Below are 18,880 nucleotides of genomic sequence, written 5' to 3'. Positions count from 1 at the left end.
GATAAAACAGACCGAATATGAAGAAGGATATATGCCTACTTATTTGTTTGATGTTCATTGTATGTACAATGAATGTATATGCACAATCTCCTAAGAAAAAAGTCTGGAACTTTAAAGATTTGGAGGGATGGGTTTATGCACACCAGGACGATAACCCGGACGAGCAGTGCCTATTGGAGAAGGGGAAACTGCGTATCTTCACGAGAGCCGGTTCGTGGGATAGGAAAAAGGTACGTACGGCAGATAAAATATATACAACCGGACGTTATACCTGGAAAACGTATATTCCGCAAATGGGTAAAGGAGACCAGGCTAGTGTCGGCTCCTGGATCTATTGTGATGATCACCATGAAATAGATTTTGAAGTAGGATACGGAAAACAGGAAGTCCGGGATGAATTGGGGGCTGGTCCGGATGAAATGATCGCTTACATGACCACGCAGGACCATCCGTTCAAATCTGTTCCCGTGAAGATAAAAACAGGGTGGCATATTTTTGAAATCGATCTTACCTTGGTAGACGGCAACTATAAGGTGGACTGGCTGATAGATAAAAAGATTGTCAGTACGGTACAACAAACCTTCGGTAAAGAGTATGCTTTTTATATTTTTTGTAGTGTAGAGAATTTGAAATTCATAGGAGACCATCAGCCGACACAGGACAACTACGGTCTTTTTGATTATGTGAAATACCGCTATCATGAATGATTGCGTATCCATCCGTCTAATATAAATATAATCCCGTGAGAAATATAGTAACTATCTTGATTGTCATTCTTTATACTATGGGGCTGGGTGCCTGTAGTCATGATCTGGAGTTGATAAGTGCCGGAAAGAGTGATTATGTGATTGTGATTCCCCAGTCTCCGACAATGACAGAGCAGAGGGCGGCAAAGGAACTGAACGAATACCTGGATAAAATGGCAGGTGTCATGCTGCCGGTCGTGGAAGACAATGCGGCTCCTGCAGAGTGTGAGATTTCGATCGGAAATACCAACAGGATCATTCCGTTAGCTATTTCGTCGGATAAATTGGAGCAGGATGGTTTTTATATTAAAACGAATGGGCGTAAACTCTATATAATGGGTGGGAACAGCTACGGTACCCTTTACGGTGTTTATGAATTGTTGGAGAAATATCTGGGATGCAGAAAATATACGCCGACAGTGGAAGTCGTTCCGCAACGTACTACTGTTACGCTACCAGTAGATATAGACGATTGGCAGGTTCCGGCCATTACCTCCAGGAATATGTTGTATGTCTGTGCCAACGACAACGCTTTTTTCGATTGGCTGCGTTTGACACAAACCCCTACCAGTTGGGTCGATAGGGGCAAATGGGGGCTTTGGGTACATACATTCGGTACGTTGGTTCCACCGGAAAAGTATTTTAACCGTCATCCTGAATATTTTGCGATGAATGAAAAGGGAGAGCGGGTCCCTTCACAGCTTTGCCTGAGCAATCCGGAGTTACTCGATGTTCTTTGTAAAGAACTGGATTTCTGCATGTCTGAAAAACCGGAAGCCTTGTATTGGTCAGTGAGCCAGAATGACAATTACAATTACTGTAAATGCGATGCTTGCCAAAAGGCCTATGAAGAGGAGGAAAGTCCTTCCGGTTTACTGATTCGGTTCATCAATAAAGTGGCGGGACGTTATCCGGATAAGATAATCTCGACTTTGGCATATCAGTTTACCCGCAAGGCGCCTAAACTGGCAAAACCGGCAGCTAATGTGAATATTATGTTTTGTAATATCGAATGTAACCGCAGCAAGCCTATACCGCAGGACACATTGAGTGCCGGTTTCAGGAAAGACATGGACGACTGGGCGAAGATTTCCCGGAATATCCTGCTATGGGATTATATCGTTCAATTCAGTAACTTATACACTCCTTTTCCTAATTTCAGAACGTTGCAGCCTAATATGCAATATTTCGCGGGCAACCATGTGACCTCCGTTTTCTCGCAGGGAAATCCGGAACCGGCGGGAGAGATGTGTTACCTGCGGGCGTATGTCGCTGCTAAACTGTTGTGGAACCCGGACTGTGATCTGGATGCCGTGATAGACGACTTCCTCACCGGGTATTACGGCAAAGCCGGTCAATATATCAAAGAGTATATGACCCTGTTGCACGATAATCTGGAGAAAAGCGGAGAAGAATTGAGTATTTTCGGAAATGCCCTGACACCCATCAACGGTTATTTGTCTCCGGAAAATCTGGATGCTTATAACAAGTGTTTTGACAGGGCGGAAGCTGCAGTTTCAGGGGATAAAGAATTGACTGCCCGTGTGCAGTTTGCCCGTCTGCCTGTTATTTTTACCGAGTTGGAACAAGCAAACCTGATGCCTGTCGGCAAACATGGATTCCTTGTAGAGGGAGAAGATGGAAACTTGTCTGTAAACGGAGAGTTCCTTCATAAATTGGATCATTTTATCGTTTGCTGTAAAGAGAACCACACGCGCCGTCTGTGTGAATGGATGACGCCTGTCGATGAATATAAAGAGGAAATGACGGATATTCCCCAACAATATCTGAAATTTTTGGCGAAAGGAAACAAGGCGCTGGGTAAACCGGTAACAGTAAACCTGCCGCTTACCCAATACCGTGCGAAGGGAGCCCTTTCACTGACGGACGGCATGCTGGGGGGGAGGAATTACGATGAGAACTGGCTGGGTTTTAAACATGATGATTTTGAAATAACGGTCGATCTGGAAAAGAACGAAACCGTTTCGGAAGTAGACGCCCGTTTCATTCAATCTATTCTTGACCGCCTGTTTCTTCCGGAAGGCATGGAGGTATCTGTTTCTTCCGACAACCGGACGTATAAGCCGGTCGGACGGACGGAGAATGAGATGGACCGGAAGAAGAATTATAAAACAAAAGTGTTCGGAGTAAGGTTCGCACCTTGTGAGGCCCGTTATATAAAAGTTAAGGTTAAAGTAGTGCCGGTCTGTCCTATGTGGCATCGGGATGCCAAAAGCGATGTATGGACCATGCTGGATGAAATAGCCATTCGTTAATCAATAAATTTAATAGTATGAATTTTACGAAGTATTTGTGTATGATGTTATTGCTCGCTTTCGTAGCGTGTAGTGATGAACCGGAAGGAGAAGTGGCTCCGACAGAATTGATCCGGTCGATACAGGTTTCTCCTCAATCGGATAATGTATTGAGGATGGATGTCAATATAGAATTTAAACAGGGAGTAAACTATCAGATCGAATATTGGAAGAACGACGACGAAACATCGAAAAAGAAGACCGTTTTGGCAGAGTCTGACGGTTCTGCAACTTCGACATTGGTCTTGCTGGAGCCGGAAACTCAATATACATTTAAGGTACAGGCCTCTACAGGCAGTGCGTCGACTGTTTCCGATGAGTATAAATTTACGACAGCCTCGTTGCCTGCAGGTGTCCCCGTCTATTCGATGCCGATTAATAAATTGGAAGAAAGCCTTCCCGGATATATTCTGTTGATGAAGACAGACCGGCCCGGGTATATTACGATGGTCGATACCGAAGGGAATGTGGTATGGTATCAGAATATGGAGAAAGCTGTACGTGTGGCGAATTTCGATGAAAAGACAAATACGATCTGTTGCATCATCGGTGCTTATGCCGAAAAGGATTATACAGGGAATGAGATGGTCGTCATGGATCTGACGGGCAAGAAATTACTGGATAAGGTATTCGATAAGTTCTATGCCCACCATGATATTCGCCGCATGCCGGACGGGAACCTGATATTGGTCAATTATACACCTAAGACATTCGACCTTACCGAACGTGGAGGAGGTAAGGAGGAAACTGTATGGGGAGACGGTTATACCATCTTTGATATGGAAGGTAACAAGCTGGAGGAATGGGATTGTTTCGGCGAGTTAGACCCGGCAGACGATCCTAATATTATGGAGATGGTGCCGGTCACCAGCGTATTGGAAAATCCGATCTGGTATAAAGACGACTGGTTGCATGCCAATTCCGTTAACTTTGACTCGGAAGGGAATATTTATATGTCTTTCAACTGGAGAAGCGAGTTGTGGAAGATAGAAAGATCGACAGGAAAGGTCTTGTACCGGGTGGGTAAAGACGGGAATGTGGATATGCCTGAAATGGGATATGCCAATGGCATGCACTGTGTGGAACCTTTGAAACCGGACGAGGTGCTGGTTTTTGATAATGGCATCAGCTCACATCTTTCCCGTGCATTGATCTATGCTGTCGATGAAAAATCCCGGAAAGCAGATGTTACTATGGAAGTGACCTTGCCGGAATACAGTTCCCCGTATATGAGCAATGTCCAGATATTGAACGAAAACTTACTGATGTTCGGCTCGACACAAACGAGCACTGTGGTCTTTACGGATAAAAAAGGAACGGTGTTACGTACGATTTTAGGCTTACATCAGTCTTACAGATCTGTTTATATTCCAAAGATAGAATATTAAAGTTATTATCATTGATTAATATGAACTATAATACTATTATAGAGCAATTTGTCTTTACAGCTGTACTTTAAAAAGCGGTAGTCTTTTCTTGACAGCGTATTTTCTCGTTTTAAACGGACCTCAAATTCGTTTAAAACGAGTCTCCAGTTCGTTTAAAACGAGAAAAATCTTGTTTAAAACAAAATTTGCCTCGTTTAAAACGAGTTTTACGGGTTCTTCGGGATTGTAGAGAATATATATCCCAATAAGCTTTTAAATGTGGGTAGAATTTTGTAATATTGCTTATTACTAACTTTAATAGGTAAGGTTATGGAAAAGCAGACGTTTAGAAAGAGAATAGTGACTCCAAAACATGTCGCGATAGCGGTTAGTATGCTTATCCTTTTTGGATTACTGTATTTGAATGAGATACGGCAGCCGGCAGCTTATATTCTGATCCTTGTTCTTATTGTTCCTGCATTATATCCTTATAAGATAGATAAAGGCTATCTGACACAAGGTAATTTTGTGGCGATCCCGATAAAAGATATGGAAAAGCTTTTTGTCAAGCAGTCGGGTAGTGTAGTGATCTATTATGCGAAGCCCTATAAAGACAAGGAGTACACCAACACGGTACACCCGGTCGATACCGAAGGTTTTGTGGCCGCTTTACAACAAGTAAATGAAGAAATGACTATCTTGCGCGAAAATTCGTGAAATGGATAGAGTCTTTAAATCTAAGATCGGGTGGTGGTACCACCTGTTGATCATTGTGTTGGCAGTTTTGTGCGTCGTATCCCTGCTGCATCAGAATGTGGTGGCAATTGTTACTACATTGGTTGCCAGTGCATTGACCTTGCATGTGTTTTTCAATACGTACTATGTGGTTACAGCAGACGGTATGTTGTTGCTCCGTTGTGGTTTCTTTCCTAAAAAGAAAATCGCCATAGCCGATATAGAGGCGTTACAACCGTCTATTCTCCCCGTTTTTAGCTATTCTTTATCCTTGGATCGGATTGTGATCTGGAAAGAAGGCAAAATGTGGATGCTGATATCTCCGCAGAACGAAAAAGAGTTTGTAAAGTTACTGAAGAAGTTCAATCCGGATATCGAGATCAGGCGCAATGAAGGAATCCAAATATAAAACTTAATTAAATCTGATAACATGAAATACGATGTTGCTATAATTGGCGGGGGACCTGCCGGTTATACGGCTGCTGAAAAAGCGGCAGCGAGTGGACTGTCCACTGTGTTGTTTGAAAAGAACGCGTTAGGCGGTGTCTGTCTCAATGAAGGCTGTGTCCCTACGAAAACACTTCTTTATTCGGCTAAAGTGTATGATACCATAAAACATGCACAGAAATATGCTGTTAAGGCAGAGAATCCGACTTTCGACTTCCCTAAGATTATTGCCCGTAAAAATAAGGTTGTAAAGAAACTGACCGCCGGTATCCGTATGAAGATGACGGAACATGGTGTCGTAGTTGTTGTTGGGGAAGCGGAGATAAAAGGACGTGCAGCTGACGGTACAATCTCTATCGCCTGTGGTGAAGAAACGTATGAAGCAGCAAACCTGCTGTTGTGTACGGGATCGGAAACGGTTATTCCTCCTATCCCCGGTCTGGCGGAAACCGATTACTGGACCAGCCGTGAAGCCCTGCAAACAAAAGAGCTTCCTGCTTCTCTAGTTATCATCGGAGGCGGTGTGATCGGTATGGAGTTTGCCTCTTTCTTTAATAGCATGGGAACCGAAGTTCATGTAGTCGAAATGCTGGATAAGATACTAGGTCCGATGGATAAGGAGCTTTCTGAAATGCTTCAGGCTGAATATGCCAAGAGAGGCATTCAATTTTATCTGAGCCATAAAGTGACGGCTGTCCACGAAGGTGAAGTGACTGTTGAGAAAGATGGAGAAAGTTTTGTGATCAAGGGTGAAAAGGTCTTGCTGAGTGTAGGCCGCCGGCCGGTGACGAAAGGGTTCGGACTGGAGACTTTATCGCTTGAACCTTTCCGCAATGGCATAAAAGTCAATGAATATATGCAGACATCTCTTCCGAATGTCTATGCCTGTGGCGATATCACGGCATTCTCCCTGCTGGCTCATACGGCAGTCAGTGAGGCGGAAGTGGCGATTAAACATATCCTGGGCAAGGCGGGAGCCGGTATGAGCTATAAAGCAATTCCGGGTGTAGTCTATACCAATCCTGAAATAGCCGGCGTAGGTAAGACGGAAGAGGAATTGCAGGCGGACGGAATCCCTTATACCGTAAAGAAACTGCCGATGGCTTTCTCCGGTCGTTTTGTGGCGGAAAATGAGCAGGGTAACGGTGTATGTAAACTGATCCTGTCGGAAGACGAGACAGTGATAGGAGCGTACCTGCTGGGTAATCCGGCTTCCGAGCTGATCGTTATTGCAGGTATCGCCATTGAAAAAGGTATGACGGCTGAGGAATTGAAGTCGATCGTATTCCCGCATCCGACAGTCGGTGAAATTATAAAAGAAGCATTATAATACAGTTCTTTATATATGTAAATGTCCCGGTCATTCAAGTGATGGTCGGGATATTTTATTTTAGAAGTATTGATTTTATCCCTACCTTTGCGCGAAATAAAAAGTAGATGGATCTGTTTGAAGGATATGTAGGCATTCGTTTGTGGGACGGACAGCTGGTGGATGATGTCATATTCACGCTGCTGCTATCCTTGTTGATTGCCTTTGCCATAATATTCCGGTCTAATTTTCAGCATTTTGTAAAGATGATGAAAGATGTGGTATATCTGAAAGAACGGCAGAACCTGTTTGATGAAACGGCCGGGAAGCGTGGTTCTTTCTTTCGTAATTTCATGACATTCCAGGCGTTGTTACTTTGTAGTATCGCCTTGTTTTCGATAGCCCGGACAAGGGAAATGGTCAGTTACGTGGACGGGAAAGAGGTTTTGCTGGCAATTACGGCCATTTTGGGTGTGCTGTTCCTGTTCTATCAGTTCAAACAACTGAGTTATTATCTGTTGGGATTCGTTTTTGCAGTGCCTGAGAAGTACAAGTTCTGGAAGAAAAATTATAATGCCATTATGGGAGCGTGGGGCATTTTGTTATATATTCCGGTCGTTTGGTTGATGTTCGTAGGAAGTAAAACATTGGCTCCCGTGATAATGTTTTGTATTTTCTATTTTTTGTGCCGTTTTGTAATAATTTATAAGACAATACGTATATTTCACAAGAATAATATCGGACTTTTGTATATTAGTTTGTACCTTTGCACCCAAGAAATCTTACCCCTCATATTTTTGTACGAAGGTATGATTTTTTTGTATAACTTTATTGAGACGAGTACTCTATGGCATTGAACATCAAAAAGTTGCTGGTATCACAACCGAAGCCTGCATCCGAGAAGTCACCGTATTTCGACATTGCAGAGAAATATGGGGTCGAGATCGACTTCCGTCCTTTTATCAAAGTTGAAGCTCTTTCTTCCAAAGAGTTCAGACAGCAGAGAATTTCTATTCTGGACTATTCGGCGGTAATTTTTACTGCGCGTACAGCTATTGACCACTTTTTCCATTTATGTGAAGAACTACGTGTCACTATTCCGGAAACAATGAAATATTTCTGTATGACGGAAGCTATTGCAGTTTACCTTCAGAAGTATATTGTATACAGGAAGCGTAAAATATTTTTCGGTCAGACTGGAAAGCCTGAAGATCTGGTGACTGTTATTGCAAAACATGCAAAGGAAAAATATCTGGTGCCGGTTTCTGACGTGCATAAGGATGATTTGTTGAGTTTGCTTGAAGCTAAAAAAATCAGCTATGTAAAGGCGGTTATGTATAGAACTGTTAGTAACGAATTTGCTAAAGATGAGAAATTCGATTACGATATGTTGGTATTTTTTAGTCCTTCAGGTATTTCTTCTTTGTTGAAAAATTTCCCGGATTTTAAGCAGGAGGATATCAAAATCGGGTGCTTCGGACCTACGACGGCAAAAGCTGTTAAGGATGCCGGCCTTCGATTGGATGTGGAAGCGCCCACACCTGAAGCTCCTTCAATGACAGCTGCTTTGGATTTATATCTGAAGAAAGAGTTGGGTGGAAACAAAAAGAATGGAAAATAGAAGGTATACCCTTTCAAAAGAAGAACGCCTGTCGTGGAAACGTTACATTGACCTGTTATTTGAAAAAGGACAATCATTTGTGGCGTTTCCACTACGGGTCGTTTATTTACCGCTGGAGGAAGAGATGTCTGCTCCTGTCTCTATCCTGATCAGCGTCCCCAAGAAAAAATTCAAACGTGCCGTAAAACGAAACCTGATCAAACGTCAGGTACGTGAAGCCTACCGGGTACGTAAATACGATCTGATCGATCCGTTGACAGAAAAAAACAAGCGCATGCTGATTGCTTTCCTTTATGTGGATAAAGAGATTCATCCTTTTACGGATATGGAGAAAGCGATGACGAAAGCGATCCGGATATTGCGCGAAAAAGAATAATGAAGAAATTCTTTACTGCACTGCTCCTGTTGCCGGTCTATTTCTATAAATATTGCATCTCACCTATGACACCGGCTTCGTGCAGGTATACTCCTACCTGTTCCGAATATGCTGTGCAGGCCCTCAAAAAGTATGGTCCAATAAAAGGCCTTTACTTGGCTGTAAAACGTATACTCCGATGCCATCCCTGGGGGGGAAGCGGATATGATCCCGTACCGTAGATTATGAATTATTACGATATACATGCGCATCATCCGGCTATCGATCCCGAGGATGTTACAATCATCAACAGGATTATAGGAAATGAAAAGGAAGAAAACTCTTTTTCCGGGCAATGGTGTTCGGTAGGTATCCATCCGTGGTATATATATAATAATGTACAAGGACAATTCCTCCGTTTGGAGTCAGCAGTCTTGTGTCCCTCTGTAGTAGCTGTCGGTGAGGCCGGATTGGATAAATTGTCAGAAACACCATTGGATATTCAGTCGGATGTATTTGCAAAGCAGGCTGCTTTGGCGGAAAGGAGCGGTAAACCGCTTATTATTCATTGCGTAAAAGCATGGGATGAATTGATTATGCAGAGGAAATCGATGAAACCCCGTGTCCCCTGGATTATTCATGGTTTCCGTGGAAATGGCATATTGGCTCAACAACTGCTTAAACAAGAATTTTTCCTGTCTTTCGGAGAGTATTTCAATCAACAGGCATTACAGGCAGCATGGCCGGATCGTTTGTTTGCAGAAACAGATGATGCGGCAATCGATATTCGTTCGGTTTATCGGAAAATAGCATCCTCTTTGTGTATATCCCTTGAAGAGCTTACAGCTACATTGGAAAAGAATGTACAGAATGTATTTCTTTTATCCGTTAATTCCCGGAACAAGGGATACTAACCCTTGCTGTATCAAATAATTGTCAATTGTCAATTATCAATTCTCAATTTTAAGTCGTACCTTTGCCCGCATTCAATATAAACCTATAATTAAAACGATGAATTTTGTTGAAGAATTAAGATGGAGGGGCATGATTCATGATATGATGCCCGGAACAGAAGAGCAGTTACAGAAAGAAATGACTTCTGCGTACGTAGGCATTGACCCGACGGCCGATTCATTACATATCGGACACCTTGTTAGTGTCATGATGCTGAAGCATTTGCAGCGTGCCGGACACCGTCCTATCGCTCTGGTCGGTGGTGCCACCGGTATGATCGGAGACCCTTCAATGAAGTCGGCAGAGCGTAATCTGCTGGATGAAGTAACACTTCGTCACAATCAGGAAAGTATTAAAAAGCAGTTGGCTAAATTCCTGGATTTCGATTCGGATGCTCCTAATGCAGCCAAGTTGGTAAACAACTATGACTGGATGAAGGATTATTCATTCCTGAACTTTATCCGTGATATCGGTAAACACCTGACTGTTAATTATATGATGGCTAAGGATTCTGTAAAGAAGCGTCTTAGCTCCGAATCAAGCGTAGGTATGTCCTTCACTGAGTTCTCTTATCAATTATTGCAGGGATACGATTATCTGTTCCTGTATCAGAATGAAGGTTGCCGTTTGCAGATGGGTGGTTCCGATCAGTGGGGTAACATTACTACCGGTACGGAATTGATCCGTCGTAAAACAGGTGGTGAAGCATTTGCCCTTACTTGTCCGTTGATCACGAAAGCAGACGGTGGTAAGTTCGGTAAGACAGAATCGGGTAACGTGTGGTTGGACCGTCGTTATACCTCTCCTTATAAATTCTACCAGTTCTGGTTGAATGTAAGTGATGCGGATGCGGCAAGATATATTAAGATATTTACGGATCTGAGTAAAGAAGAAATCGCTGCCCTGGAAGAAGAACAGGCAGCTGCTGCTCATCTTCGTCCTTTGCAGAAACGTTTGGCGAAAGAGATCACTGTAATGGTTCATTCTCTAGAAGATTACGAAGCTGCTGTTGAAGCTTCCAATATCTTGTTCGGTAACTCTACTTCTGAAGCTTTGAAGAAGCTCGATGAAGATACTTTGTTGGCCGTATTTGATGGTGTTCCGCAGTTTGAGATCAGTCGTGACGAGTTGAGTGCCGGCGTAAAGGCAATCGACCTGTTCACTGAGAAAGCAGCCGTTTTTGCATCTAAAGGTGAAATGCGTAAGCTGGTACAGAGTGGTGGTATCAGTATTAACAAAGAGAAATTGGCTGATGCTGAAACTGTTATTGATTGTTCTTCTCTGTTGGATGAAAAGTATCTGTTGGTTCAGAGAGGTAAAAAGAATTATTATTTGTTGATCGCAAAATAATACTGAACAAACAATCGTTCCAGCAATATTAAACGAAAGGAACACAATTATCAAATGAAAGAAGCATATATGTGTTTTATTCGTTTGATATATATCAAACGCAAAAGTGTTCGAATACAAATTAGTGTAAGATGCTGGAGATTGGAATGGCGATAGCTATATTCCTATAAGGAAGAAAAAATAGAAAAAATGCTTGCAGGGTAAGAATTTATTCTTACCTTTGCATCGCTTTAAATAAAGCGCTGGATTGTCTCATGGTGTAATGGTAGCACTACAGTTTTTGGTTCTGTCTGTCGAGGTTCGAATCCTCGTGAGACAACAAACAGAAAAGAGAGCCGTTTATTATCTATATGATAGTAAACGGTTTTTCTTTTTTTTTGAAATTTATATGTAGCTGAAACCCCTGGTTAAGGTTGATGTTATCAGCAATTTTTTTCTGTGTATAGAAATGAAAGCTCTTTCCTTAAATTTTATTGAATGAATAATAAATGTAGGAATAGTGAATAGAGTTTAAATATAAATGTTTATTTTGCAGACGGAAAAATCATGTATTGTGCAATTACCAATAGACATACAAAAAGTAAAAGAAGGGGATCGTGCTGCTTTCAAATCTTTTTTCGAATGTTTTTATCCGCGACTTATGGCTTTGGCCTGCCGTTTTGTAGATGAAAACGTTGCAAAAGATTTGGTACAGGATGTTTTTACGTCTTATTGGGAACAGAAAAAGTTGATAGATGCTGCTAATATACAATCTTTCCTTTTTAAATGGGTACAGAACAGATGTCTGAATTATTTGAAACATCAGATGGTTATAGAAGAGTATGAGGTCAGGGTGCGAATAGCTGAGGCTCGTATTGAATTCTTGAATGATCGGACTGATTCAAATGATGTACTGAAGCAGGTAATAGACTGGGACCTTCATGAACAGATAGAAGCTTCTGTGAAGAAATTACCACCAAAAACAGCAAAGGTATTCCGTTTGTGTTATTATGAAGATATGTCTCATAAAGAAATTGCAGAAAAGGTCGGAATATCAGTGCGTACAGTGGAGAGCCATGTACGGAATGCAGTACTTTTCCTTCGGAAGGATTTAAAAGATTTGCTAATACTTTATATCGCTTTTGTTCAAATAATAAATTAATTTGAACTTTTTTCGTTTTTGACTACGTAGTTTTAATACTCTCGGTTGTCTTCTATATAAATAATAAGGAAGACATATGAACGAAGATATATTAATACGATTTTTAACCCACCGTTGTACTCCGGAAGAAATAAAAGAGATTGATCAATGGATTGCAGCCAGTCAAGCGAATGCCGATTGGTTGTTTGAAATGGAACGTATCTGGAGCCTGAAAGATCAGTTGCGCTTTTCTGACAAACAAGAAATTGAAATGGCCTATGCTCGTTTTATGTCCGGATTACAGGAAAAGGAAACAAAAGTTCAAATAGTTCAGAGACGTTCTGCTTATATAGTATGGTTAAAGTATGCTGCTGCCATCGTATTAATAGGATTATTAAGTACTAATTTATTTTACCAGTTAAGGGAAGAACCGGTTGCAATGAATATGGTGGAAGTTCCTAACGGGCAAAGAGTCTCCTTGACCTTATCTGATGGAACAAAAGTATGGTTGAATTCACATAGTAAGTTTACTTATCCTGCTCGATTCTCTTCAAAAGAACGAGATGTTAAACTTGAAGGTGAAGGCTTTTTTGAAGTCGCCCATAATGAAAAGTCACCGTTTGTTGTTCATGCTGATTTACTCCATGTAAAAGTATTAGGTACGAAGTTCAATGTAAGAGCATATGATGAGGAGCCTTCTTCCATAACTTTGGCAGAAGGAAAGGTTGAAGTTGCCACAAATGATAATGAGCATAAAGTCACTCTAAAACCCAATGAGCAGGTGACCTATTCAAAGAAAGGCGGCTTGATAGTGAATAAATCTGTCAACGCCTCTTTGACCAAATCATGGACACTTGGAGAAGCAGCCTATATAAATAAACAATTAGCTGATATTGTATCTGATTTGGAACGGCGTTTCAATGTTCATATAACAGTAGAGGATCCGGAACTTACAAAAGAAGTATTTACCAGTCGGTTTAAGGAAACTGCCACCATAGATCAGGTTCTGACATTATTGAAAGATACCCGCAAATTGGATTATAAAATCCAGGGCGATCATATACGGATTTATAAACCTTTAAAATGAGCTGCTTATGGAGAAAACCTAGATGTTGTAAGAAATGAAGAACCGAAGATGCCGCAAACACCCCCGGTTCGGATTAAGCAAGTAACGCATTAGAGACAACCTAAATTTATTACTAACTAATCATTTACAAATGTATGAATTTTACTAAGAAGTGTATGCCATGTGATACATATAAATCGTCATGGCTCCGAAAAAGTCTGTTTATTATGAGATGTATCTTATTATTTTTATTATTGGGTACAATGCAAATCACAGCAAGTGTTACTTATTCGCAATCGACTAAGCTTTCGTTGAATGTTGAGAATACGACAGTAGCAAATGTTTTGTCGATGATAGAACAAGAAAGTTCGTTTTATTTCACTTATAATGTAAATCAGGTGAATGTGAATCGTAAGATATCTGTCAATATTAAAAATAGGTTGATTACGGATATTTTGGATGAAATATTTAAGGAAGAGGATATTAAATATACGATCAAGGATAAACATGTTGTACTGTATAAGGAAGTAAAATCAGAGTATCCAGTTATAGAGCAGAAAGAAAAAAACATATCGGGAGTTGTGGTCGATGCTAATGGCGATCCGGTTATTGGTGCAAATATCTCAATTGTGGGCACAACTACTGGTACCGTGACTGATATTAACGGAAACTTTGTGCTTAAAGTTCCGGATAATGCTCAGCTTCAGATCTCTTTCATTGGCTATCTTAGCCAGGTTATTACAGTGGGAAATAAAACAGTATTTAATATAAAATTATTGGAAGATACCCAAAAACTCGAAGAAATTGTGGTTGTTGGTTATGGTTCTCAGAAAAAAGAGAGTTTGACAAGTGCTGTTACATCTGTAAATACTGATTTATTGGAAAATCGGTCTGTTCCTAAAGTTGCAACGGCATTACAAGGAATTACTCCTGGTGTTAATATTCGTTCATCTGCAGGACGTCCAGGGTTTAGTTCCCAAACATTCGATATTCGTGGAGCTTCAATGGGAACTTTTTCAAAAAATCCTCCTCTTGTCTTGATTGACGGAATAGTTAGTGAGATAGATAATGTAAGTTCAGATGATATTGAGAAAATATCTGTTTTGAAAGATGCCGCTGCGGCTTCTATTTATGGTTCACGTGCTACTGGTGGAGTTGTTTTAATAACAACTAAAAAAGGTTCGTCTGGAGCTCCTACCGTTAATTATTCAGGAATTGTTGGTGTACAGAAGATACCTTTTGGAAACTACAAATTTATCAATTCTGCAGAATGGATGAGGGCTAATAATGAAGCAGCTCGTTTAGATGGAAGTCCGGATATTTTTACTACAGAACAAATTGCTCAATATGAGAATAGTAGTGATCCACGTTATCCATCTAAATCCCAATGGACAGACTGGATTCAGAAGTCTGCACTTCAACATACTCATAATTTGAGTATAAGTGGTGGAAATGAGAAACTTAATTTTTATGCATCAGGGAGTTACGCTTCTCAGGATGGACATGTTGATAATGACGATTATGAAAAATGGAATCTACTTGTCAATTTGAATTATAAACCAACAGATCGATTTGATATCAATTCTAGTATAGCTTATCAAAGAGAGAATATTACGCGACCTGTAGGTGGGGATATGTTTACCCTCATGAGAAATGCTTTATTAAATCCTCCTATTGACCCATTTTATCTTTCTAATGGTGATTATAATAATAAAGCGACTTTAGGAGCAAATCCTGAATATCTAATAAAAGAGGGGGGTAATAGTTTATATGACTTTGATAATTTAAGAATGTCAATAGGTGCTAAATTTAAGATTATCGATGGATTATTATTGAAGTATACTATTGCAACAAATATGACTTTTAATTCAGATAATACATTATTGAAAAAAATACCTTATAAGGATGAGAATGGAGATATTTATGGTTATAATCGTTCAGAAGTCCAGGTATCGGAAAACTGGGAAAGATCTACCTATTTGAATAATTTGGTTATGTTGGATTATACAAAAAAGTTCGGAGAGGATCACAATCTTTATGTTATGGGTGGTTTTCAATCTGAAAGTAATCGGTATGATAAGATTTCAGCAACAGCTAATAAATTCCCCAATAATGAGATACGTGAGATTAAAGGATCTACAGGGACCGGGGCTGATATTACAGCAAGTACAGAAGCAACGGATTGGGCTATAGCATCTTTAATTGGTCGATTATCATATTCTTTTAAGGAAAAGTATCTTTTTGAAGGAACTTTCCGTTATGATGGTTCATCTCGTTTTTCTCCTAAGCAGCGTTGGGGTTTTTTCCCGTCAGTATCTGCTTCTTGGAGAATGAAAGAGGAAGCATTCATGCAAAATATAGAATTCTTGAGTAACCTCAAACTGCGTGTATCTTGGGGACAATTGGGAAATCAAGGAGAAGAATTATATCCATTTGCTACACAGATTAAAACATCTGATAAATTTGCATTTGGAAACGGATTATCTTCGATGGCTATAATTGGTGATCCTGTACATTTGGGTTTATCGTGGGAAAAGAAAACAACAACCAATTTGGGTGTTGACTTTGGTTTCTTTAATAATCGGCTTTACGGATCATTTGATTATTTCTTTGATCGTACAGATGGCATTATTGGGCGTCCTGTTGTTCCGTCAACATTTGGAGCAAAGGCTCCTATTCAAAATACATACACGATAGACAACAGAGGATACGAGATTGAAATAAACTGGCGCGATAATATCGGTGACTTTAGATATCATATTGGAGCTAACTTGTCTGATACCCGTGATAAGATTGTAAGTTTGGGAGGAATAGGTACTTATGATTCTAAATTCGGTTCGGGATTGGTTCAAATAAATGGAAATACTTATAATGCAGAAGGAAATGCCAGAAATTCATTTTACCTCTATCGAACAAATGGATTATTTGTAAATCAGGCAGAAATTGATAACCATGCATTTATTTCTCCTTTAACACGTCCCGGAGATATAGCATTTGTTGATACTGATGGTGACGGAAAGTTAACAAGTGATGATAAAGTTGCAGATAATAGGACCACAACCCCACATTATATTTTTGGTATCAATTTAGGTGCTGAATATAAGAACTTTGACTTTTCTGTAGTCTTGAATGGTGTTGGAGAGCGTTGGGCTTTTAGAAATGGAGGAGGACACTATCTCTCTGGAGTAAGGGCTTCACTAGGTATTTTAGAAGATAATTATAAAAATCGTTGGACGGAAGCAAATCCGAATAAATGGGCTGACCAAACTCGTTTAACCCAGAATAACTGGATTGCGAATGAATACTCAACAATATCTTCAGGTCCTTGTGAATTCCATTTAAGGAATTTCGCATATCTCAGAGTTAAAAATATACAGTTAGGTTATACGATTCCGAAAGAAATTACTCAAAAAGCTTCCATATCAAAATTAAGATGTTATCTTACTGCCGAAAATCTATTTACATGGACACCTGGATATCAGGAGCCTATTGATCCAGAAGCTGATGCTGATTATAAAGAAGATGGTTCAACATTCTTTGGTCCTAATAAAGTTATAAGTTTTGGTTTATCAGTTACATTCTAATTTTAGCAAATTTAATATGATGAAAACATTAAAATATAGTTTAGTAGTATTGACAACGATCTGCTTAACAGCTTGTGATAGTTATTTGGAAAAACTCCCTTTGAATAGTGTAACGGATGTCACATTTTTCAAAACGGAATCAGATATCAAACAGTTTACAGATGGATTTTATCGGTCTATGGTACCGACACCGAAGACTGCTATTTTTGATTTCAGATCAGATCTGGTCGGACAAAATATGGCTAAATCGGGGAATCGTGATTATTCAGATATTCAATTTGGAACAATGACCCCAGCATCTAAAACTGCGGAATTGTATTGGGATTATGCTCCAATACGAGAGGCCTATATTCTGTTAGGAAAAATCGATGATGTAGAAATGACTGAGGATGCAAAAAAATTATATTTGGGAACTACAAATTATTTATTGGCCTACCGTTATTTTATGATGTTTAGAGCATATGAAAATGTGCCAATAGTGAGAGAGGTTCTTGAAGTCGAAAATTCAGATATTCCTGTATCTCCGAAAGAAGAAGTCTTCAATGAAGCACTGACGCAAATAAACAATGCAATTGCGAATTTGCCAAGCCTTAGTCCCTCTGAAAGAGAACGCGGTCGTCTTACTAAATTAGTTGCATTAACCTTAAAAGCTGATTTATTGCTTTATACGGCTTGTCGTTACCAAGAGGCAATAGCAGGTGCTACATACAAAGATGCTGCAGATGCAACAAGCGCTGCATTAAAAGAAGCTGACGAAAAAGGATATGGGTTAGCTGAAAATTATCAACATCTGTTTCATTCCAGTTATCAGGCAGGAAGTGATCCCCAGCGGGAAATTATTTTAGAATATGTACGATTGAAAGATATTGCTACTGATATGTTTTGTGTGCAAGAATTCGGACCACGGCATGATGATGTTGGGTATGGAGATTATGCCTCTTCTCAGGAATTGATTGATATGTATTTATGTAAAGATGGAAAACCAATTAATAAAAGCCCGTTATACGATCCGAGTAGGCCTTTTGCTAATCGTGATCCCCGGTTGAAATTAACAACGTTGTATCCGGGGAATGTCTGTAGCTATGTAGATGGTGGAGCATGGGTGTCAAATACGCTTGATCCGGATGAAAACAATTATGATTATATGTTGTCTACTTATAATCAACTTGACCGTTCTGTTTCCGGCTATATTAATATTAAATATTGGGATCATCAACGTAAAGGAAATGAAGGATATGCCAGCTTTATTGTTTATCGGTATGGAGAATTACTGTTAATGCATGCCGAGGCTATGAATGAAGCTTATGGACCGAGTGCCGAAGTGTATGATGTTTTGAGTAAATTAAGAGGAAGAACAGGAATTGATATGCCTCCTGTTTCTCCAGACGATTATCCTACAAGAGAGAGCCTACGATCATTTATCAGAAATGAGAGAGCGGTAGAATTGTTTGGTGAAGGAAAGCGTTACTGGGATATCAGACGTTGGGGTGCCGGAGAAGAGCTGATGAACAAATCTTTTTACTCCATACATATATCTAAATTTAATACGGACGGTTCATTTGCCGGATACATGGACAAAATATATGTACGAACAGATGTTTCCGATGAAACCAAAGAACAATTATTTGATATACCTGATGGAGCAAAAGGTGGTATTCTTATGCATACTGGTATATTTAATAATAAGAAGTTCTATGTTTGGCCAATCCCAGAAAGTGCTATTAATAAAAGTTTTAGCGGAGCTTTGAAACAACATCCTCTTTGGGAATAAGCAATGTTATTACATAAATGATCCTTAGTGTGATCATCTGTACTTGGGTGGTGCCCTAAAAGTTTTGCAAAATACTACTTTGGGGCACTTCCTGTCTACTGCTATTCCCTTTTATTTGACTTAAACTTATAAGTAACAAT

Annotated in this window: 16 protein-coding genes; all 16 read left to right on the top strand. The window is 40.0% G+C overall.

Translation table 11 applies throughout. The features are described 5' to 3' along the window. The first annotated feature begins 17 nt into the window (after positions 1–17). Positions 18–707, top strand: coding sequence for a LamG domain-containing protein (locus P3L47_RS05610; protein ID WP_122362098.1), 690 nt, complete (start codon positions 18–20; stop codon positions 705–707). Positions 708–742: 35 nt separating this feature from the next. Further along, positions 743–3,022 (top strand): DUF4838 domain-containing protein, encoded by a 2,280-nt coding sequence (locus P3L47_RS05605; RefSeq protein WP_277782967.1) that lies wholly within the window; start codon positions 743–745, stop codon positions 3,020–3,022. A gap of 17 nt (positions 3,023–3,039) precedes the next feature. Then, positions 3,040–4,449: an aryl-sulfate sulfotransferase gene (locus tag P3L47_RS05600; RefSeq protein ID WP_277782966.1), complete on the top strand. Its 1,410-nt coding sequence runs from the start codon at positions 3,040–3,042 to the stop codon at positions 4,447–4,449. Between the two features lie 309 nt (positions 4,450–4,758). Continuing rightward, entirely contained in the window at positions 4,759–5,145 is a 387-nt protein-coding gene (locus P3L47_RS05595; RefSeq protein WP_277782965.1) for a hypothetical protein, read from the top strand. Position 5,146: 1 nt separating this feature from the next. After that, entirely contained in the window at positions 5,147–5,572 is a 426-nt protein-coding gene (locus tag P3L47_RS05590) for a PH domain-containing protein (RefSeq protein WP_277782964.1), read from the top strand. Positions 5,573–5,593: 21 nt separating this feature from the next. Further along, positions 5,594–6,940, top strand: coding sequence for a dihydrolipoyl dehydrogenase (lpdA, locus tag P3L47_RS05585; protein WP_277782963.1), 1,347 nt, complete (start codon positions 5,594–5,596; stop codon positions 6,938–6,940). A gap of 107 nt (positions 6,941–7,047) precedes the next feature. Further along, positions 7,048–7,776, top strand: coding sequence for a DUF4271 domain-containing protein (locus P3L47_RS05580; protein WP_122362104.1), 729 nt, complete (start codon positions 7,048–7,050; stop codon positions 7,774–7,776). Next, positions 7,773–8,540: a uroporphyrinogen-III synthase gene (locus P3L47_RS05575; RefSeq protein WP_199715687.1), complete on the top strand. Its 768-nt coding sequence runs from the start codon at positions 7,773–7,775 to the stop codon at positions 8,538–8,540. Before P3L47_RS05580 ends, P3L47_RS05575 begins: the two co-directional genes overlap by 4 nt. Continuing rightward, positions 8,530–8,916, top strand: a complete 387-nt coding sequence (gene rnpA / locus P3L47_RS05570) for a ribonuclease P protein component (RefSeq protein ID WP_122362106.1) — start codon at positions 8,530–8,532, stop codon at positions 8,914–8,916. Before P3L47_RS05575 ends, rnpA begins: the two co-directional genes overlap by 11 nt. Continuing rightward, entirely contained in the window at positions 8,916–9,137 is a 222-nt protein-coding gene (yidD, locus tag P3L47_RS05565) for a membrane protein insertion efficiency factor YidD (protein WP_277782962.1), read from the top strand. The genes rnpA and yidD overlap by 1 nt, the downstream gene beginning before the upstream one ends. Positions 9,138–9,140: 3 nt before the next feature. Continuing rightward, positions 9,141–9,809 (top strand): TatD family hydrolase, encoded by a 669-nt coding sequence (locus P3L47_RS05560; RefSeq protein ID WP_277782961.1) that lies wholly within the window; start codon positions 9,141–9,143, stop codon positions 9,807–9,809. A gap of 97 nt (positions 9,810–9,906) precedes the next feature. Beyond that, positions 9,907–11,199, top strand: coding sequence for a tyrosine--tRNA ligase (gene tyrS, locus P3L47_RS05555; RefSeq protein ID WP_122362109.1), 1,293 nt, complete (start codon positions 9,907–9,909; stop codon positions 11,197–11,199). Positions 11,200–11,752: 553 nt separating this feature from the next. Beyond that, positions 11,753–12,340, top strand: coding sequence for an RNA polymerase sigma-70 factor (locus P3L47_RS05550; protein ID WP_277782960.1), 588 nt, complete (start codon positions 11,753–11,755; stop codon positions 12,338–12,340). A 76-nt stretch (positions 12,341–12,416) separates the two neighbouring features. Continuing rightward, on the top strand, positions 12,417–13,406 hold the full coding sequence (locus tag P3L47_RS05545) for a FecR family protein (protein WP_277782959.1): 990 nt from the start codon (positions 12,417–12,419) through the stop codon (positions 13,404–13,406). Between the two features lie 206 nt (positions 13,407–13,612). Beyond that, entirely contained in the window at positions 13,613–16,969 is a 3,357-nt protein-coding gene (locus tag P3L47_RS05540; protein ID WP_277782958.1) for a TonB-dependent receptor, read from the top strand. Between the two features lie 16 nt (positions 16,970–16,985). Beyond that, on the top strand, positions 16,986–18,740 hold the full coding sequence (locus P3L47_RS05535) for a RagB/SusD family nutrient uptake outer membrane protein (protein WP_277782957.1): 1,755 nt from the start codon (positions 16,986–16,988) through the stop codon (positions 18,738–18,740). Positions 18,741–18,880: the final 140 nt, after the last annotated feature.

It is taken from the genome of Parabacteroides chongii (assembly GCF_029581355.1).
In the GTDB taxonomy this organism is placed as follows: domain Bacteria; phylum Bacteroidota; class Bacteroidia; order Bacteroidales; family Tannerellaceae; genus Parabacteroides; species Parabacteroides chongii.
The sequence above is the reverse complement of the archived record's forward strand: the minus strand, read 5'-3'. Positions and strand labels throughout refer to the sequence as shown.